Below are 18,299 nucleotides of genomic sequence, written 5' to 3' on the forward strand. Positions count from 1 at the left end.
TGTCGGGCTGCCCGGCCGGTACGCCGCGTCCCCTGGCACAGAGGGGTCGTAGCGGGGGGGGTTACCCGGGTTTGTGTACTTAAAATCCCTGGGGCGAATTGGTTTCGGGAGCCGTTGTCCCCCTTCGTCGTCGGTGTAGGACCTCAGATGCCGCCGGTGGAGAGCAGCCCGCCGTCGACCCGCACGCAGTCACCGGTGATCCACGCGGCCTCGTCGGAGACCAGGAACGCGATCAACCGGGCCACGTCCTCGGGCACGCCGAGCCGCTTCATCGGGTAGACGCTCGCGGCGCGCTCCTCGTCGTCGGAGTACAGCGCGTCGGCGAACTTCGTCTTCACCACGCCCGGCGCCACCGCGTTGACGCGGATCTTGGGCCCCAGCTGCCATGCCAGCTCCTCGGTGAGCCGGATCAGGGCCGCTTTCGACGCGCCATAGGCCGAGATCACTCCGGAGGACCGAATGCCCGCGACGCTGGCCACGTTCACCACCGCACCGCCGTGCTCGGCCATCCACGCGCGGTAGGCCTGCTGCACGTAGCCCAGCGACGCCACCACGTTCACATCGAAGATCTTGCTCACCCCGCCCAGATCGGCATCCATGAGCGGGCCGTAGACCGGGTTGATGCCGGTGTTGTTGATCAGAATATCCAGCGAGCCGTACTCGGTGACGGCCCTGGCGACGGCCTCGGCGCGCGCGTCGGCATCGCCGGCATTGCCGGCGAAAGTGCTCACCTGGCCCTTGTGACCGAGGGCGCGCAGCTCGCCGGCGGCTTCTTCCAGTGGTTCGGGTTTACGGGCGGTGATCAGCACGTTCGCGCCCCGGCTCATCAGTTCGGCCGCGGTGGCCAGACCGATGCCGCGACTGGCTCCGGTGACGAGGGCGGTACGGCCAAGTAGATCGGTAGTCATGGCAAGAGAGTAACCACGCTCACATCGGCGGCGCCGGGTTCGGCTTCCGAAGCGGTCGACGGTAAAATAAGTGGTTCTTGCCGATATACCTTTCCCGTTTGTCTTACTCTGAGGAGAACTCTGTGATCACGGCGACCGACCTGGAGGTCCGGGCCGGAGTCCGCACCCTGCTCTCGGCCCCCGGGCCGGCGCTGCGGGTGCAGTCCGGCGACCGGATCGGACTGGTCGGTCGCAACGGTGCGGGCAAGACCACCACCCTGCGCATCCTCGCGGGCGAGGGTGAGCCGTACGCGGGAAAGATCACGCGCTCCACCGACATCGGCTATCTGCCGCAGGACCCGAAGGAAGGCGATCTCGATGTGATCGCCAAGGACCGGGTGCTGTCGGCGCGCGGGCTCGACGTGCTGCTGCGCGACATGGAGAAGGCCCAGGTCGAGATGGCCGAGGTCGCCGACGATGCCGCCCGCGACAAGGCGATTCGCCGATACGGGCGTCTCGAAGACCAATTCTCCTCGCTCGGCGGATACGTCGCCGAGAGTGAGGCGGCGCGCATCTGCAACAGCCTCGGCCTGCCCGATCGCGTCCTCGACCAGCAGTTGCGCACCCTCTCCGGCGGTCAGCGTCGCCGAATCGAGCTCGCCCGCATCCTGTTCTCCGCCTCCGACGGCTCGGGTGGGCGCTCCGACCGCATCCTGCTGCTCGACGAGCCGACCAACCACCTCGACGCCGACTCCATCACCTGGCTGCGCGGCTTCCTGCAGAGCCACGACGGCGGTCTGATCGTGATCAGCCACGATGTGGAACTGCTCGGCGACGTGGTCAACAAGGTGTGGTTCCTCGACGCCGTGCGCGGTGAGCCCGACGTCTACAACATGGGCTGGAAGAAGTACCTCGACGCCCGCGCCACCGACGAGCAGCGCCGCGTCCGCGAGCGCGCCAACGCCGAGAAGAAGGCGGGCGCACTGCGCCAGCAGGCCGCCAAGCTCGGCGCGAAGGCCACCAAAGCCGCCGCGGCACACCAGATGGTGCGCCGCGCCGAGCGGTTGATCAACGAACTCGACGACGTGCGCGTGAACGACAAGGTCGCCCGCATCCGGTTCCCGGAGCCCGCCGCCTGCAGCAAGACCCCGCTGATGGTGAAAGACCTGACCAAGCTCTACGGCTCCCTGGAAATCTTCACCGGCGTGAACTTCGCTGTCGACAAGGGCAGCCGTGTGGTGGTGCTCGGCCTCAACGGTGCCGGTAAGACGACCATGCTGAAACTGCTCGCCGGTGTTGAGACGCCCACCGCGGGCGGGGTCGAGCAGGGGCGCGGGCTCAAGGTCGGATACTTCGCCCAGGAGCACGACACCCTCGACGATCAGGCCTCGGTGTGGGAGAACATCCGCCATGCCTCGCCGGACGCGGGGGAGCAGGAGCTGCGCAGCCTGCTCGGGGCGTTCATGTTCACCGGCCCGCAGCTCGAGCAGCCCGCGGGCACGCTGTCGGGCGGTGAGAAGACACGTCTGGCGCTGGCCGGGCTGGTGTCCTCGGCGGCGAACGTGCTGCTGCTCGACGAACCGACCAACAACCTCGACCCGGTCTCGCGCGAGCAGGTTCTCGAGGCGCTGCGTACCTACGCCGGTGCGGTGGTCCTGGTGACGCACGATCCGGGCGCGGCCGAGGCGCTCAACCCCGAGCGGGTCATCCTGCTTCCCGACGGCACCGAGGACCACTGGTCCGCGGAGTACGCGGAGTTGATCGACCTCGCCTGATCCCTCGGGTACGCGGCGGGCCGCGGAATCGGGCGCTGGTCGAACACCGCCCGGACCGTGGTCGCGGGGGTGAAACGCGGTGTCGGGACGGGACTCGCCGGGATCGCGTGACTTCGATCACTGTTTTCGTTGATCACCGAGTGCGGAGTGTCTAGCCTGGAAGCAGTGCTCGGCGACTCGGAGGAAGCCATGAGCGACAGTGCCAGACAGGCCGCTAGGTCGGCCAAGAGTAAATCGACGATCGGCAAGGCCGCGCTGGGCAAGGGCACCCGGGTCACCGGCAAGTCCCGCGACCGGTTGCAGTCCCAGCTGAAGAAGCAGTACGAGGCGGGAGCGTCGATCCGCTCCCTGGCCAGGTCTACGGGCCGCTCGTACGGGTTCATCCACAATGTGCTCGTCGAGTCACATGTCGAACTGCGTGGGCGCGGCGGCGCCAATCGGCGCAAGAATCCGGCCGACTGAGCCGGGCGATCGCAGCCGCTACCAGCCTGCCACGGCTCCATCGCCGCGGACCAAGAGATTCGCCAGGCTGGCGAACAGCGGCAGTCCTGTCTTGATCTCGAGATACGCGAACTGCCCCTGCGGGTTCACCTCGAGGAAGTAGTACTCGCCGTCGACGCCGAGGCGCAGATCCACCACGCCGAAGCTGAGCCCTAGCGCGCCCATCAGCGTAGCGAGGGACTTGCTGACCGAGGCCGGGAGCCGATCCGGCGCGAAAGTGACCGAAGTGTCTAGGCGGGAGTCGATCCGGCCGACTCCTGCCTGGGAGTCGATGCGCACACTCCACTCGACACCGTCGACCCAGACCACTCGCAGATCGCAGTCGGCCTCCACATAGTCCTGGAACGTGGTGGGCGTGGAGCGAATCGACTCGAGTCTGCCCAGTTCGGGCCTGGTGATGATCCTGGTCTCCGAGAACTCGCCACGCCCGGTGCCGGTGCGCTTGTAGACCACGGGGCCGCACCGGGATTCGACGAAGCTGCGCGCTTCGTCGGGGTCGTTGGTGATCAGCGTTTCGGGGATCGTGAAACCCGCCCGCTGCGCGGTCTCGAGTTGCACGATCTTGCGCGTCGCGGTGCGTTCGGCCGCCGGGTCGTTGATCCAGTACGCCGGGATCGACCACAGCATGCCCTGCAGGAATCCGTCGCACTCGGCCTGCCGGAATTCGTCGTCGGCGGCGCGCACGCCGTGGGGCACCTTGCACGGATGCGGCCTGCGCCACCACACCGCGCGCACGCCGTCGAGACCGTGGACATGGGAGAGCGCGCGGTTGGTGCCCGCCTTGTCGAGCCGGAAACTCCCTGTCTCGGAAGGGAAATCACGCAGGTCGAGCCGAATCGGGTCGAGTCCGTGGTGTTCTCGCAAGGTCGATGCCAGCGCATCGGCGTGCAGGTCGTCGGTTTCGGAGACGATGAGCACGGCGTCGGTAGCGCCTTCCATGACCGCTGTGCCGCTTCAGTCGAGGCTGTCGCAGTTGATGCCGTCGCGGAAGGTGAACGTCGAGCCGGTGACACCACCTCGTTCGGCGATGCGCAACTTCGTCGCCCAGCTGCGGGTGGCGCGGGCCAGCTGCTCGTCGCCGAGCGCCTCCGACGGTTCCGGCGCGAGGGTGATCGGCCGGTCGACGAGCTCCACGCGCATGCGCCGGGTGAAATCGGCGGTGGCGCCGGGACGGATGTCGACCCGCACCGGACGTTCCCCCGTGCCCGCGCGGTCTTCGGTGAGTCGCACCACGTCGTTGCGATCGAAAGTCCAGGTACCACCGTCGACGCGCACCGAGATGTCGTGATCGGTCTCGGCCACCAGCACTCCGCGCAAGGCGGGGCCCCGATCCCGGGACGACGCGGTCGCGGGGAGGTGGATGGCGTCGGTCATGGGCACTCACTCCGATCTTCTCGTCTGCTCGCGATTTGCCAGAACCCCAAAAGGTGCTTCGGATCATAGCGCGACCGGGTGGTCCGCCGAGCGGGTTCGCGAGATTTGCGGAGTGCCGGGCAATCCGCCGAGCGGCGCGTGATCGCCTTGCGGGGAAAGAATTTCGGACAACTCGGATACCGGAACTGTGTTCACGCGGGCAATCCGGCAGCAAACGGAGACGACAACGGCGCAGCGGGCATCTCCGGGCCTGTGTCCGCAGATGCGCGCCGCGCCGTGTGCGTCTCTAGAGGCCGAGCAGTTCGGGATTCTCGGCGAGACCGCGGAAGTGTTCGGCGGGGTTGGGCACCAGTCGGCGGGTGGTCAGGTCCATCGCGCCCGCCACGACGGTGATCTCCGCGGAGACGGTGCCGTCGAGCTTGATGATCTGCTGATGGAAGCGAAAGATCTTCTCGCCTTCCTTCCAGTCGAAGGCGCAGGTGACCGTGACCTCGTCGCCGCCGCGCAGTTCACGCTTGTATTTGATGGTCGACTCGAGTACTACCGCGCCGATGCCACTGGCGATGAACTTGTCCTGCGAGATCCCCGCGGCGCGCATCAGCTCCCATCGCGCGTGCTCGCCGTACTGGTGGTAGACGGCGTGATTGAGATGGCCCTGGGTGTCGAGCTCGTAGCCGCGGACGAGGACCGGTACGGAGAACGTCATACGGCGTATAACCGGCGGCTTCGGTCCTGTTGTTCCCGAACGGCGTGCAATCTCGGCCACAGTGTGTCGGTGGCGCGTATGACCGATCAGCCGCGCTGGGCGTTGCGCTCGGCCCACCAGGCGGGCGCGTCGATGAAGTAGTTGTCGAATTCCTCTTGGGCGGCGATGAATTCGTCATGGGTGGCATCGCCGTGGATGAGGCGGTCGAGCAGGCGAAAGTACTCGAAGCGCTGCACGCCGGGCATCAGGGCGATGAGGATGCGCGCGCCGCTGTCCGGGGTGGCGCCGAAGGCGTGCGGCATCCGGCGCGGCACGACCAGCGAACCGCCCGCGCCGACGGTGAGTATGCGATCACCGGCCATGACCTGCAGTTCGCCGTCGGCGACGTAGAACAGCTCGTCGGAGCGGGTGTGGAAATGCGGTGCGGCACCGTCGGCGCCCTGCGTCATGGTGACCTCGAGCGTGCTCACCGCGCCGTCGCTGGCGTTCGCGTCGGTGAGCAGGCGGATCCGCACGTTCTCGGTGCCCAGGGTCTCGGCGTCGGCGGGCAGGCAGAGGGCGATGTCGGTGGCGGTCACGGCAGGTCCGTTCGTCAGTTGATAATTCGTCACCGAACTATATCTCAGTGAATAGAATCGTGTCCATGGATGAACGCGAACCCGACGTGGTCGACGCGATCACGGCGCAGTGGCGGCGGGAGCGGCCCGATCTGGAGCTCGAGGCGATGGCGGTCTTCGGCAGGCTCGCCAGGGTGCTCGCCCTCGGGACCGCGCGCATCGAATCCGTCTTCGCCGCACACGGATTGCAGCGTGGCGAGTTCGATGTGCTTGCGGCACTGCGGCGTTCGGGTGCGCCCTTCGAGCTCAACCCGTCGGTGCTCGCCGACACCTTGATGCTGTCGCGGGCGGGGATGACCGGCCGCATCGACCGACTCGAAGGGGCGGGTCTGGTCCGGCGCATCGCCGATCGCGAGGATCGACGCGCGGTGCGGGTGGCGCTCACCGAGGAGGGGCGAGCGCTGGTCGATACCGTGGTCGTGGCGCACGCCGAGAACGAGACGGCGATGCTGTCGGTGCTGGAGCCCGCGGACCGTCTCGCCCTGGACCGTATTACGCGAACCCTGCTCGGCGGTTGGGCGAGCTGACCTGCCGATCCCTACCGGGGAAATGACGTCGGAGCACGATCCCGCCGAGCGCAATCGAAGAGAGTAGGGCGGCTGCGGAGTCGGGAATCGCACCTGCGACCACCCTCTTCGGCAAGGCGGTGTTCTACCTACCGAACTACTTTGTGGCCGCGCCGATCCTGACTCAGGATTCCTTGCGTCGTACCGAGGCCTCGACGAGATCCAGTACGGCGGAGAGGTTTTCGTTGGTATGACCCGAGGCGATGCGGGCGATGAGGCCGTCGAGGACCAGGTCGAGGTAGCCGAGCAGGACGTCGGTGGGAACGTCGTCGCGCAAGGCGCCCGCGGCCTTGCGGCGCTCGAGCCGGGCGAGCGTCGCGGCGGTGAGTTCGGCCGAGCGTTGGGTCCAGCCCGCGCGGAATTCGGGGTCGGTGCGTACTCGGCGAGCGATCTCGAGGCGGGTGCCCAGCCAGTTGAATTCTTCGGGGCGGGCGAGCATGTCGCGCATGACCTGGACGAGGCCCTGGTTGGCCGCGACGTCGGCCATGCGTTCGGCGTCGTCTTTGGCCAGGGCGAAGAACAGGGCGTCCTTGTCGCGGAAGTGATGGAAGATCGCACCTCGGGACAGGCCGATTGCCTCTTCCAGGCGACGCACGGTGGCACCGTCGTAGCCGTATTCGGCGAAGCAGCGTCGTGCACCGTCGAGGATCTGGCTGCGGCGGGCGGCGAGGTGGTCGTCGCTGACCTTGGGCATGATTCCTCCAACTAGCGGATACACGGACCCCCGCCCCGGCGAACCGAGACGGGGGCTGTCGCATTATGCACAGGCAAACGAATGCCCTTGTGGCGCAACACCTTACGGTGTCACGCCACCGGGTCGAACAATCAGCCGCGGATCATGTTGCGCAGCACGTACTGCAGGATGCCGCCGTTGCGGTAGTAGTCGGCCTCACCGGGGGTGTCGATGCGCACGACCGCGTCGAACTCGGTGACCTTGCCGTCTTCGGCGGTGGCGGTGACCTTGACGGTCTTCGGGGTGACACCCTCGTTGAGGGCGGTGATCCCCGCGATGTCGAAGGTCTCGGTGCCGGTCAGGCCCAGCGACGCGGCGGACTCGCCGGCCGGGAACTGCAGCGGCACAACGCCCATACCGATCAGGTTGGAGCGGTGGATACGCTCGAACGACTCGGTGATGACGGCCTTCACGCCCAGCAGGCTGGTGCCCTTGGCGGCCCAGTCACGCGAGGAGCCCGAACCGTATTCCTTGCCGCCGAGCACGACCAGCGGGATGCCCGCGGCCTGGTAGTTCTGCGAGGCGTCGTAGATGAACGCCTGCGGGCCGCCGTCCTGGGTGAAGTCGCGGGTGTAACCACCCGAGACGTCGTCCAGGAGCTGGTTGCGCAGCCGGATGTTGGCGAAAGTGCCACGGATCATGACCTCGTGGTTACCGCGACGCGAGCCCAGCGAGTTGTAGTCCTTGCGGGCCACACCGTTGGCGTCGAGGTACTGCGCGGCCGGGGTGCCGGGCTTGATCGGGCCCGCCGGGGAGATGTGGTCGGTGGTGACCGAGTCGCCCAGCAGCGCCAGCACGCGAGCGCCGGAGATGTCGGTGACGGGGGAGGGGTCCATCGACATGCCGTCGAAGTACGGCGCCTTGCGCACGTAGGTGGACTTCTCGTCCCACGCGAAGGTGTCGCCCTCGGGGGTGGCCAGACCCTGCCAACGCTTGTCACCGTCGAAGATGGTGGCGTAGGACTTGCGGAACATGTCCTGGCTGATCGACGACTTGATGGTGTCGTCGATCTCCTGAGCCGACGGCCAGATGTCCTTCAGGAACACGTCGTTGCCGTCGGAGTCCTGGCCCAGCGCGTCGGCCTCGAAGTCGAAGTCCATCGTGCCCGCGAGCGCGTATGCGATGACCAGCGGCGGGGAGGCCAGGTAGTTCATCTTCACGTCGGGGGAGATGCGACCCTCGAAGTTGCGGTTACCGGAGAGCACGGCGGTGACCGAGAGGTCGTTGTCGTTGATCGCGGCCGAGATCGCCTCGGGCAGCGGACCGGTGTTACCGATGCAGGTGGTGCAGCCGTAGCCACCGACGTAGAAGCCCAGCTTCTCCAGGTAGGGCCACAGGCCGGCCTTCTCGTAGTAGTCGGTGACGACCTGCGAACCCGGCGCCATGTTGGTCTTCACCCACGGCTTGGTCGACAGACCCTTCTCCACCGCGTTGCGGGCGAGCAGGGCGGCGCCCAGCATGACCGACGGGTTGGAGGTGTTGGTGCAGGAGGTGATACCCGCGACGACGACGGCACCGTGGTCCAGCACGAAGGTGTTGCCGTCTTCGCCCGTGACCTCGACCGGCTTGGACGGACGGCCGTTGGCGCCCTTGGCCGCCGAGTGGGCCGGGGCGTAGTCGTCGTTGGCACCGTTGGCCGACACGGCGACGGGGTCCGATGCCGGGAAGGTCTCGTCGACGCCCTCGTCGAGCATGGTGAAGTCACCTTCGCCGACGTAGGTCAGGATGTCGGAGCGGAAGGCGGGCTTGGACTCCGACAGCAGGATGCGGTCCTGCGGGCGCTTCGGGCCTGCGATCGAGGGCACCACGGTGCTCAGGTCGAGCTCGAGGTACTCCGAGTAGACCGGCTCGCGCTCGGGGTCGTGCCACATGCCCTGTTCCTTGGCGTACGCCTCGACGAGCGCGAGCTGCTCGTCGCTGCGGCCGGTCAGGCGCAGGTAGTTGATGGTCTCGCCGTCGATCGGGAAGATCGCCGCGGTGGAACCGAACTCCGGGCTCATGTTGCCCAGGGTGGCGCGGTTCGCCAGCGGAACCTCGGACACGCCCTTGCCGTAGAACTCGACGAACTTGCCCACGACGCCGTGCTTGCGCAGCTGCTCGGTGACGGTGAGCACCACGTCGGTGGCGGTGACGCCCGGCTTGATCTCACCGGTCAGCTTGAAGCCGACCACGCGCGGGATCAGCATGGAGACCGGCTGGCCCAGCATCGCGGCCTCGGCCTCGATGCCGCCCACGCCCCAGCCCAGCACACCGAGGCCGTTGACCATGGTGGTGTGCGAGTCGGTGCCGACACAGGTGTCGGGGTAGGCCTGGCCGTTGCGGACCATGACGGTGGGGGCCAGGTATTCGATGTTGACCTGGTGGACGATGCCCATGCCGGGGGGGACGACCTTGAAGTCGTCGAAGGCGCCCTGGCCCCAGCGCAGGAACTGGTAACGCTCGCCGTTGCGCTCGTATTCGAGGTCGACGTTGCGCTCCAGCGCGTCGGCGCGGCCGAAGACGTCCAGGATCACCGAGTGGTCGATGACCATGTCGGCGGGCGAGAGCGGGTTGACCTTGCTCGGATCGCCACCGAGGACGGTGACGGCCTCACGCATGGTGGCGAGGTCGACGATGCAGGGCACGCCGGTGAAGTCCTGCATGATCACGCGCGCGGGCGTGAACTGGATCTCGACGCTCGGCTGTGCCGAGGGGTCCCAGTTCGCGATCTCGCGGATGTGATCGGCGGTGATGTTGGCGCCGTCCTCGGTGCGCAGCAGGTTCTCTGCCAGCACCTTCAGGGCGTAGGGCAGCTTCTCGGTGCCGGGAACAGCCGAGAGACGGAAGATCTCGTAGGAGTTGCTTCCGACCTCGAGCGTGCCCTTGGCGCCGAAGGTATCAATCTTCGTCACGTCAGCTCCACTCATGTGTGAGGGTGTGCCGCCGGCGGGGCTGTGCCGGCGACTCGCGTCTTCGGAGGGGGTATCCGGCGCCGTGAGATGCCGGTTTCCTCGCCGTACGAGCCTAACAGTACGCTTGTCCTATGAAATACGCGGGGGCCGTCGGGTGTGCCGTGCGGGCATAGCCGAGCGCGCGGTCGCGTACTGTGCGGAGTCGAGCGAAGTCGGGGAAGACGCAGTGACGCTCACTCTGCAGTGTTGGACGCCCGTCGCGACGCAGGCGATCGTGGCTCGACAGACCGGATGGAAGATGACCACTTTTGCGCCGATGGCGGCCGAACTGCCGCCCAACACCGTGCTGAGCAGCGTCGCGTCCGACCTCGCCGACAATCACGTCGCGGCCCCCAAAGGTCAGGATCAGGAGAAACTGGCGGCGATCGTCGCGCAGGCACGATCCGAGGGGATCCCGCTCAGCGTCGTCATCGTTCCCGGCAATCCCGGCCATGACTCGAGCCTACGTGACCTGGCCACCGAGGTCGGCGAGAGTACGCACGGCACCGTCGCGGTCTTCAGTGACGACTGGCTCGGCACCTACAGCGACAGCATCAGCCGGGTCCGGCTCGAGTGGGCCGAGGACGCGGCCAAGTACAAGGGCAACCACCCCGAAGAGGCCGTGCAGGCCTTCGTCGACCGGCTCGAGCAGCCGGAAGGGGTTTCTTGGGGCGTCATCACCACGGTCTTGCTGACCCTCATGGCCTTGATGATCGCCGGGCTGTATCTGGTGAAGGTCCGTCGCGGGTCCGAGGCGGACGCCCCTGCTGTCGCTGCGTCGCCGCGCGCAGATGTGGGTTCCACCAACTAACTGGTTTCACTCCAGTCACATTTGCAGACCAGCGGTCTGTTTTGCGGGGTAGAAAACTGTCGCCCGTCAGGCTAATTCTGAGCTATCGATGAATTGTTCCCGCGCGCCATTGTGACGGATGTTTCCTTTGTGAACTATGTGTCGTACGGTTGCGGTGATCGTGATCGTGAATGCAGTGGTACAGGGGGCATTGGTCGACTCTTGTGGTCGGTGTTTCGGCTGATGTGCCGGTGGCGTATGTCGAGTCGAGATACTCGGAGGTGCCGTGCGCGGTGCGGGCAGGCAAGACGAACCAGGTCTATTACGAATAGCGATCGGTTTGCTGGCGGTGCTGGTGGTACTCGGCGGCGCGGGACCGGTCGCGGCGGTACCACCACCGCCACCCAATCCTTCCGATGGTGAGATCGCCGGCGCGGGCGCCCAGGTCGACGCGCGGGTGAGCGAGATCGGCGTGCTGATCAATCGCGTCGCCGCGGCCGATCAACAGTTGCGCGAACTCGACGACGAACTCGCGGGCAAACGTGAAGCGGTCAACCAGGCGCTCGTCGACCTGCAGGTCGCGCGCGACGCCGCCGACGCGGCCGCGGCCGCCGTCGCCGACAGCCAGGCCCAACTGGCCGACGCGGGCGTGAAAGTCGATGCGGCACGCGCGGATTTCGATCAGGTCGCCACCCAGGCCTATGTGCGTCCCGCCACCAGCTCGGTCGTCACCTACCTGGCCTCCTCCACCCCCGATGCCGCGATGGACCGCGCACAGGTGCTCGGGATGGTGTCGAAGAACCAGCGACAGGTGCTCGACGGCTTGCGCCGCGCCCAGGTCGCCCAGGCCAATCAGAACTCCGCCGCGCGCCAGGCCAAGGCCGACGCCGACGCCGCCGCCGCGGGCGCGCAACGTCAGCGTGACGCCGCCCAGGCCGCGGTGAACATCGCCAAATCCGAGTTCGACACCCAGGCCGTGGCTCGCGACACCCTGCGTCGCGACCGCAGCGCCGCCCAGGCCGCCCTCGACGTGGCCCGCTCGACCGTCGCCGGGCTGCAGAGCCAGCGTGAGATCTTCCTGACCTGGGACGACCAACGCGAAGCCGAGGTGCTGGCGCTGCTGGCCGCCGCCAACGCCGCCGCCTCCCGTGCCGCCGCCGACAAGGCCGCCCGCGACCGCGCCGCCGAGCTCAACGAGGGCCAGCGCCCGCACACCGACCTCGAGTCGACCCCGGCGTCCCCGCGCCGAACTCCGCCGCGCTCCTCACAACCGCAGGTCACCGGCTCGGCCGCGATCGAAACGGTGGTCGACCGCGCGATGTCGCAGCTCGGCGTCACCTACGCCTGGGGTGGTGGCGACGAGGCCGGACCCACCCTGGGCATCCGCGACGGCGGCACCGGCGACGCCCACGGCGACTTCAACAAGGTCGGTTTCGACTGCTCGGGGCTGATGCTGTACGCCTTCGCCGGCATCGGCGTCTCGCTGCCGCACTACAGCGGCTACCAGTACAACGCGGGTACCCGCGTCGATGTCGCGGATCGGGAACGGGGCGACATGCTGTTCTGGGGCCCCGGTGGCAGCGTCCACGTGGCCTTGTACCTGGGCAACGGCAAGATGATCGAGGCCCCCGAATCCGGGGATGTCGTGAAGATCTCCCCGGTCCGTGAAGACGGCATCATGCCGTACGCGGTCCGCATCGTCACCGACTGAGCCGGTCCGGCCCGTTCGCCGAGGGTGGTGCTCGTCGGTGGATCGAGGTTCGCGCGGGTGGCGTCAGGGGTGGGTCGTCATCGGGTTCGTGGTGGGCCCGGTGCTGTCGATCAGCACCGCGTAGACGATGACGTTCGACAGATAGCGTCCCGCGGTTCGGTCGAACGGGCCGCCGCAGGTGATGAGCCGCAAGCGGGCGGTGCCGTCGGCGGTGAACACGCGGTCGGCGGGGAACTCGTTCTTGTCCACCGCCTCCGTTCGATCGACGACGAAGCGGGCGATGCTGCCGTCCTGGCGAGTCACCCGTACGCCGTCGCCCGCCGTGAGTTCGCCGAGCCGGAAGAACACCGCGGGCCCGGCGGTCGAGTCGACGTGCCCGAGAATCACCGCCGACCCCGCCTCGCCGGGACTGGCACCCGCCTCGAACCAGGATGTCTGCTCGTACTCGGCCGGTGCGGCCAGTGCCCCGGTCTCCGTGACACCGCTGCGCCGCGGGATCGTGTCCAGGCCGATCGCGGGAATCTCGAGCCGGATCGGCGCCGATCGGTCAAGGGGTGCGGCGGTGGGTGCTTCGCCGGGCAGCACGGTGTCGACGGGTGGCGGCGGCACGTTCGCCTGGCGGCGGACCTGGGTGGCGGGGGCGGTGAACAACACCGCCGCCGCCGCGAGCAACACGACCACCATCGAGACCCGGAGCCCGAACCGCAGACGCGACCCCGGCTGTGCGGTCACGCCCGGTTCTTCCCCGCGAACCGCTGAGTCCGCACCGCCGCGAAGGCGGCGCCGAGCAATGCCAGCACACCGAAACCGGCCAGCATCAGCCGATTGTCGGTGAATCGCCCGCCCGCACCGGTTTCCGGGGCGCCTGATGCTGCGCCGTAGGTGTGGCTTGCGGCCGAGGAAGTGCCGCCCGTGGAGGTGGCAGGCTGGGCTCCGCCGCCGCTGGGGCCACCGCTCGGGGTCGCCGAGTTACCGGGAGTCGCTGAGCCGTGCGGCGCGCTGGGCCCACTCGGAGTGGCCGTCTGCGGGGAACCGGCACCAAGCGCTGAGCCGGCTCCGGCGCCACCCAGCAATGCGCTACCGACAGCCGCGCTACCGACAGCCGCGCTACCGACAGCCGCGCTGCCGAGCGCCGCGCTACCGACGGCCGCGCTACCGACGGCCGCGCTACCGACGGCCGCGCTACCGACGGCCGCGCTACCGACGGCCGCGCTACCGACGGCCGCGCTGCCAACGGCCGCGCTGCCAACCGCTGCGCTACCGACTCCGGCGCTGCCGACGGCTGCGCTACCTGTCCCGAGCAGTAGACCCAAAGTGCTCAGGCTGGTGCCGAGCCCGAGTGTTCCGATCGCTGCGCTTCCGGTGCCGAGTAGGGCGCCGAGTCCGAGTGCGGCGCTACCGGTGGTTACTGCGCTTCCGGTGCCGAGTAGGGCGCTGAGTCCCAGTTCGGCGCTACCAGCGGCCGCTGCGCTTCCGGTCCCCAGCAGAGCGCCCAATCCGAGTACAGCTCCGCCCGCGGTTGCTGCGCTTCCCGAGCCGAGTAGTCCTGCTGCGCTTCCGGTACCGAGCGCGCTACCTGCACCGAGTGCGCTTCCGGTGCCGAGTGCTTCAGCGCTGCCGGTGGCAAGTGCGCCGCTTGCGCCGAGTGCGCTTCCGGTGGCGAGGGCGCTGCCCGTGCCGAGTGCGTCGGTGCTGCCGGTGGCGAGGGCGCTGCCCGTGCCGAGTGCGTCGGTGCTGCCGGTGGCGAGGGCGCTGCCCGTGCCGAGTGCGTCGGAACTTCCCGCGCCCAGCCCACTGCCGGTCCCCGCCGCACCGGCCGAGCCGAGAGCTTCGGAGCTCCCGGTGCCCAGCCCGAGCTCGCTACCTGCCGCGCCACCGGCGCTGCCGAGGTCGAGTGCGCCGCCGGCCGAGCCGAGTCCGGCCGAACCGGTGTCGATGCCGATCACGCCGATGCCGGGCAGTGTCAACGGCTCTGCACAGGCCATCGGGGCGGCGGCGAGGCCGACGGCGGCGACCGTGGTGATGACAGCGGAAGGCAGCAAACCGCGAGATAACCATGATGTCGGGTGGAGACGCATGAGACACCTACTTTTGAGTGGAAGCAATCCGGCAGGACGGTATGGAACCGAATTCCGGATCGACGTGTGGATACACGTCATAGAACCGCAGCGAAGTTGGTAAACGTGCAGCTGAGCCGTGTGTGCAACGACACCTGCCCGCGCGGGGAGGGTCCGAGCTGGGCCTTTGTCCCTGCTCGAATCCGGATCGTTATGCTAAGTAACTATTGCGATGGAAATCATGTTGCTGAGAAATTGCCGAAGTGGCACGCCGGTCCGGCGGCGGTGCCTGTTTCGCCCGCGTCGGGACAATGGCCGGATCGCGACATGCGTAGGGTGGCGGGCGTACCGGGCCCGGCAGGGCAATACGACGAATTCGCGTCCACTCGTGGCCGGTTGCGGCACGCCGGGCGATTACCTGGAATAGTTGTGTCGGCACGCACAGGACCAAAGCGAAAGCGGGGATGTTGGTGACTTCGACGGAAGGTGTGAGCGGGCCGAAGCTGGCGAAGGACGCCGGTACGGCTACGCCGAGCACCCTGGAGCGTGACGTTCAAACGCTCGAGAAGGCGATTTTCGAGGTCAAGCGGGTCATCGTCGGTCAGGATCAGCTGGTCGAGCGGCTGCTCGTCGGTGTTCTGGCACGGGGCCACGTGCTGCTCGAGGGTGTGCCCGGTGTGGCGAAAACCCTTGCCGTGGAGACCTTCGCGAAGGTCGTCGGCGGCTCGTTCTCGCGGGTGCAGTTCACCCCCGACCTGGTGCCCACCGACCTCATCGGTACCCGCATCTACCGCCAGGGCCGCGAAGAGTTCGATACCGAGCTCGGGCCGGTCGTCGCCAACTTCGTCCTCGCGGACGAGATCAACCGCGCGCCCGCCAAAGTGCAGTCCGCACTGCTCGAGGTGATGGCCGAGCGCAAGCTGTCGATCGGTGGCAAGACCTACCCGATGCCCGATCCGTTCCTGGTGATGGCGACCATGAACCCGATCGAGAGCGAGGGCGTCTACCCGCTGCCCGAAGCGCAGCGCGACCGCTTCCTGTTCAAGGTCGTCGTCGACTACCCGTCGGTCGAGGAAGAGCGAGAGATCATCTACCGGATGGGTGTGTCCGCGCCGGAGCCCAAGCAGATCCTGTCGCCGGAGGACATCATCCGGCTGCAGAAGCTGGCCGCGAACACCTTCGTCCATCACGCCCTCGTCGACTATGTCGTTCGCGTCATCGCGGCGACCCGCACCCCGGCCGAGTTCGGCATGCCCGATGTGGCGAGCTGGATCTCCTACGGCGCTTCGCCGCGTGCCAGCCTCGGCATCATCGCCGCCGCTCGCTCGGTCGCGCTGATCCGTGGCCGCGACTATGTGGTGCCGCAGGACGTCGTCGAGGTGATCCCGGATGTGCTGCGCCACCGTCTGGTGCTGTCCTACGACGCGCTCGCCGACGAGGTCACCCCCGAAGAAGTGATCAAGCGGGTCCTGCAGACCGTCGGTCTGCCGCAGGTCGCCCCGCAGGCCGTCGCGGGTCAGCAGACCCCGCAGCAGCCGCCGATGCCCCAGCCGCCCGCCCAGCAACAGCCTGTGCCGCAGCCGGTGAACGGGCAGCAGTCCCAGCCCGCCGGCCACGTCGCGCCCCAGTGAGTGCACCGCAACCCGTTGTCCGCGTGCCTGTGTCGTCGTCCCACGCGCCGCCGTCGTTCCGTGCCGGTGAGCTGACCGATCCGAAGCTGTCCGCAGCGTTGAAGACGCTGGAACTCACCGTGCGGCGCCGTCTCGACGGCGTCCTGCACGGTGACCACCAGGGCCTGATCCCCGGCCCCGGTTCGGAGCCGGGCGAGGCTCGGCTGTACCAGCCGGGCGACGATGTGCGACAGATGGATTGGTCGGTCACCGCGCGGACCACCCATCCGCACGTGCGGCAGATGATCGCCGACCGCGAGCTCGAGACCTGGCTCGTGGTCGACCTCTCGTCGAGTCTGGACTTCGGCACCGGCCGGGTGCAGAAGCGTGATCTCGCGATCGCGGCCGCCGCGGCGATCACCCACCTCACCTCCGGCGGCGGCAACCGCATCGGCGCCGTTGTGGCGACCGGCCAGGACCTGGTCCGCATCCCGGCCCGCAGCGGCCGCCTGCACGCCCAGACGCTGCTGCGCGCCATCGCCACCACCCCGCACGCCCGCGACGGTGTCCGCGGTGACCTGAAGGCGGGCATCGAATCGTTGCGCCGCCCGCAGCGCAAACGTGGACTGGCCGTGGTGATCAGCGACTTCCTCGGTGACGTGGAATGGCAGCGTTCGCTGCGCGCGATCTCGGCCCGCCACGACCTGCTCGCGGTGGAGGTGCTCGACCCGCTCGACGTCGCCCTGCCCGACGGCGGTGACGTGGTGCTGCACGATCCCGAATCCGGGCACACCCGCGAATTCAGCGTCACCCCTACGCTGCGCGCCGATTTCGCGGCCGCGGCGGCGGCCCAGCGTGGGCAGGTGCACCAGGGCCTGCGCAGTTGCGGCGCGCCGGTGCTCACCTTGCAGACTGATCGGGACTGGATCGCCGATGTGGTCCGGTTCGTGTCCACCCGGCGCCACAGCCTCGGCGCCCCGAGCGGGCGGGTGCCTCGCCAGTGAGTATTTCGCATTTCACGGCCGTTGTCTGGCTCGGTTTCCTCGCCGTCGTCGCCCTGCTGGTGCTCGGTTACGTGCTGGTGCAGCGCGCCCGTCACAAGCGAATGCTGCAGTTCGGCAACATGGCCGTGCTGGAGCGGGTAGCCCCGTCGCGGCCGAGTCCGATGCGCCATGCGCCGATCGCGCTCATCCTGGTCGGGCTGATCCTGCTGACCATCGCCGCCGCGGGCCCGACCGCCGTGCAGAAGGTGCCGCGCAACCGCGCGACTGTTGTTCTGGTGATGGATGTTTCGCTGTCGATGGAAGCCACCGACGTGGAGCCGGGCCGATTGCAGGTCGCGCAGGAAGCGGGCAAGGACTTCGTCGAAGGTCTGACCCCTGGCATCAACCTCGGGTTCGTCACCTTCGCGGGCACGGCCTCGGTGATGGTGTCACCGACGACCAACCGCGAAGCGGTCAAGCACTCCATCGACAACATCAAGCTGGCCGAGCGCACGGCCACCGGCGAGGGCATCCTCACCGCCCTACAGTCGATCGACACCCTGGCCGCCGTGCTCGGCGGCGCGGAGACACCCCCGCCCGCGCGCGTGGTGCTGATGTCGGACGGCAAGCAGACCGTGCCCGACGACAAGGACATCGACAACCCCCGGCACGGCTTCACCGCCGCCCGCCTGGCCAAGAACAAGGGCATCCCGGTCTCCACGATCTCCTTCGGCACCGAATGGGGCACCGTCGAGATCCCGGATTCCGACGGCAAGGGTTCACAGCGGGTGAAGGTTCCGGTCGACAACGACTCGTTGCGCGAGATCGCCGAGCTGTCCGGCGGTGACTTCTACACCGCCTCGTCGCTGGCCGAACTCACCGCGGTCTACGACACCCTCGAGGAACAGATCGGCTACGAGACCACGCGTGGCGATGCGAGCAGGCCGTGGCTGTTGCTCGGCATGCTGGCCGTCGCGGCCGGAGTCGTGGTCAGTTTGCTCTATCGTCAACGCCTGCCCTAGCTCCCACCGTCTCCGCGTTGTGAGCTGTCGCAATGGC

17 protein-coding genes are annotated in these 18,299 nt (G+C 68.0%); 8 read left to right on the top strand and 9 right to left on the bottom strand.

What is annotated here, in order from left to right; translation table 11 throughout:
- Positions 1 to 143 precede the first annotated feature (143 nt).
- A complete protein-coding gene (locus tag ACFWUR_RS07325) occupies positions 144 to 908 on the bottom strand; it encodes an SDR family oxidoreductase (protein WP_378903309.1) in 765 nt (254 codons plus the stop codon).
- A 122-nt stretch (positions 909 to 1,030) separates the two neighbouring features.
- Here ACFWUR_RS07325 and ACFWUR_RS07330 point away from each other — a divergent pair, with 122 nt between their 5' ends.
- Together ACFWUR_RS07330 and ACFWUR_RS07335 are read left to right on the top strand one after the other, a co-directional pair.
- The gene (locus ACFWUR_RS07330) at positions 1,031 to 2,662 is read left to right on the top strand and encodes an ABC-F family ATP-binding cassette domain-containing protein (RefSeq protein ID WP_378903312.1); all 1,632 of its coding nucleotides are present in this window, start codon (positions 1,031 to 1,033) and stop codon (positions 2,660 to 2,662) included.
- A gap of 189 nt (positions 2,663 to 2,851) precedes the next feature.
- Positions 2,852 to 3,124: a helix-turn-helix domain-containing protein gene (locus ACFWUR_RS07335; protein ID WP_378903315.1), complete on the top strand. Its 273-nt coding sequence runs from the start codon at positions 2,852 to 2,854 to the stop codon at positions 3,122 to 3,124.
- 18 nt (positions 3,125 to 3,142) lie between these two features.
- On the opposite strand, the gene ACFWUR_RS07340 is transcribed toward ACFWUR_RS07335, so the two are convergent.
- From ACFWUR_RS07340 to ACFWUR_RS07355, 4 genes are all read right to left on the bottom strand, one after another.
- Complete coding sequence (locus ACFWUR_RS07340) at positions 3,143 to 4,102, bottom strand: hypothetical protein (protein ID WP_378903318.1); 960 nt, start codon at positions 4,100 to 4,102, stop codon at positions 3,143 to 3,145.
- A 15-nt stretch (positions 4,103 to 4,117) separates the two neighbouring features.
- On the bottom strand, positions 4,118 to 4,537 hold the full coding sequence (locus ACFWUR_RS07345) for a hypothetical protein (protein ID WP_378903320.1): 420 nt from the start codon (positions 4,535 to 4,537) through the stop codon (positions 4,118 to 4,120).
- Positions 4,538 to 4,823: 286 nt separating this feature from the next.
- Positions 4,824 to 5,243, bottom strand: a complete 420-nt coding sequence (locus tag ACFWUR_RS07350; protein WP_378903323.1) for an acyl-CoA thioesterase — start codon at positions 5,241 to 5,243, stop codon at positions 4,824 to 4,826.
- Positions 5,244 to 5,329: 86 nt separating this feature from the next.
- Positions 5,330 to 5,854: a cupin domain-containing protein gene (locus ACFWUR_RS07355; protein WP_378903326.1), complete on the bottom strand. Its 525-nt coding sequence runs from the start codon at positions 5,852 to 5,854 to the stop codon at positions 5,330 to 5,332.
- Between the two features lie 32 nt (positions 5,855 to 5,886).
- On the opposite strand from ACFWUR_RS07355, the gene ACFWUR_RS07360 reads away from it, so the two are divergent.
- On the top strand, positions 5,887 to 6,387 hold the full coding sequence (locus ACFWUR_RS07360; RefSeq protein ID WP_378903329.1) for a MarR family winged helix-turn-helix transcriptional regulator: 501 nt from the start codon (positions 5,887 to 5,889) through the stop codon (positions 6,385 to 6,387).
- A 163-nt stretch (positions 6,388 to 6,550) separates the two neighbouring features.
- Here the strand turns inward: ACFWUR_RS07360 and ACFWUR_RS07365 are convergent, their stop codons facing one another.
- Complete coding sequence (locus tag ACFWUR_RS07365) at positions 6,551 to 7,120, bottom strand: TetR/AcrR family transcriptional regulator (RefSeq protein WP_266290299.1); 570 nt, start codon at positions 7,118 to 7,120, stop codon at positions 6,551 to 6,553.
- Between the two features lie 131 nt (positions 7,121 to 7,251).
- Positions 7,252 to 10,050 (bottom strand): aconitate hydratase AcnA, encoded by a 2,799-nt coding sequence (acnA, locus tag ACFWUR_RS07370; RefSeq protein ID WP_378903333.1) that lies wholly within the window; start codon positions 10,048 to 10,050, stop codon positions 7,252 to 7,254.
- A 298-nt stretch (positions 10,051 to 10,348) separates the two neighbouring features.
- On the opposite strand from acnA, the gene ACFWUR_RS07375 reads away from it, so the two are divergent.
- Complete coding sequence (locus ACFWUR_RS07375) at positions 10,349 to 10,900, top strand: DUF6676 family protein (protein WP_378903336.1); 552 nt, start codon at positions 10,349 to 10,351, stop codon at positions 10,898 to 10,900.
- Positions 10,901 to 11,222: 322 nt separating this feature from the next.
- Positions 11,223 to 12,590, top strand: a complete 1,368-nt coding sequence (locus ACFWUR_RS07380; RefSeq protein WP_378903472.1) for an NlpC/P60 family protein — start codon at positions 11,223 to 11,225, stop codon at positions 12,588 to 12,590.
- A 63-nt stretch (positions 12,591 to 12,653) separates the two neighbouring features.
- Here the strand turns inward: ACFWUR_RS07380 and ACFWUR_RS07385 are convergent, their stop codons facing one another.
- Positions 12,654 to 13,322, bottom strand: a complete 669-nt coding sequence (locus ACFWUR_RS07385; RefSeq protein WP_378903339.1) for a class F sortase — start codon at positions 13,320 to 13,322, stop codon at positions 12,654 to 12,656.
- Positions 13,319 to 14,632, bottom strand: coding sequence for a hypothetical protein (locus ACFWUR_RS07390; RefSeq protein WP_378903341.1), 1,314 nt, complete (start codon positions 14,630 to 14,632; stop codon positions 13,319 to 13,321). The genes ACFWUR_RS07385 and ACFWUR_RS07390 overlap by 4 nt, the downstream gene beginning before the upstream one ends.
- A gap of 479 nt (positions 14,633 to 15,111) precedes the next feature.
- Here ACFWUR_RS07390 and ACFWUR_RS07395 point away from each other — a divergent pair, with 479 nt between their 5' ends.
- The 3 genes from ACFWUR_RS07395 to ACFWUR_RS07405 are packed head-to-tail and all read left to right on the top strand — an operon-like array spanning position 15,112 to position 18,262.
- The gene (locus ACFWUR_RS07395; protein ID WP_378903344.1) at positions 15,112 to 16,278 is read left to right on the top strand and encodes an AAA family ATPase; all 1,167 of its coding nucleotides are present in this window, start codon (positions 15,112 to 15,114) and stop codon (positions 16,276 to 16,278) included.
- 23 nt (positions 16,279 to 16,301) lie between these two features.
- Positions 16,302 to 17,261, top strand: a complete 960-nt coding sequence (locus ACFWUR_RS07400) for a DUF58 domain-containing protein (protein WP_378903347.1) — start codon at positions 16,302 to 16,304, stop codon at positions 17,259 to 17,261.
- Complete coding sequence (locus ACFWUR_RS07405) at positions 17,258 to 18,262, top strand: VWA domain-containing protein (RefSeq protein WP_378903350.1); 1,005 nt, start codon at positions 17,258 to 17,260, stop codon at positions 18,260 to 18,262. Before ACFWUR_RS07400 ends, ACFWUR_RS07405 begins: the two co-directional genes overlap by 4 nt.
- The last annotated feature ends 37 nt before the right edge of the window (positions 18,263 to 18,299 follow it).

Origin of the sequence: Nocardia sp. NPDC058633, from assembly GCF_042717045.1 — a bacterium.
Classification (GTDB): Bacteria; Actinomycetota; Actinomycetes; order Mycobacteriales; family Mycobacteriaceae; genus Nocardia.

Bases quoted from the DNA above. Each gene is read 5' to 3' on its own strand.
- ACFWUR_RS07325 (WP_378903309.1), bottom strand. From the start codon at position 908: ATGACTACCGATCTACTTGGCCGTACCGCCCTCGTCACCGGAGCCAGT.
- ACFWUR_RS07335 (WP_378903315.1), top strand. From the start codon at position 2,852: ATGAGCGACAGTGCCAGACAGGCCGCTAGGTCGGCCAAGAGTAAATCG.
- ACFWUR_RS07340 (WP_378903318.1), bottom strand. From the start codon at position 4,102: ATGGAAGGCGCTACCGACGCCGTGCTCATCGTCTCCGAAACCGACGAC.
- ACFWUR_RS07345 (WP_378903320.1), bottom strand. From the start codon at position 4,537: ATGACCGACGCCATCCACCTCCCCGCGACCGCGTCGTCCCGGGATCGG.
- ACFWUR_RS07350 (WP_378903323.1), bottom strand. From the start codon at position 5,243: ATGACGTTCTCCGTACCGGTCCTCGTCCGCGGCTACGAGCTCGACACC.
- ACFWUR_RS07360 (WP_378903329.1), top strand. From the start codon at position 5,887: ATGGATGAACGCGAACCCGACGTGGTCGACGCGATCACGGCGCAGTGG.
- ACFWUR_RS07365 (WP_266290299.1), bottom strand. From the start codon at position 7,120: ATGCCCAAGGTCAGCGACGACCACCTCGCCGCCCGCCGCAGCCAGATC.
- ACFWUR_RS07375 (WP_378903336.1), top strand. From the start codon at position 10,349: ATGACCACTTTTGCGCCGATGGCGGCCGAACTGCCGCCCAACACCGTG.
- ACFWUR_RS07395 (WP_378903344.1), top strand. From the start codon at position 15,112: ATGTTGGTGACTTCGACGGAAGGTGTGAGCGGGCCGAAGCTGGCGAAG.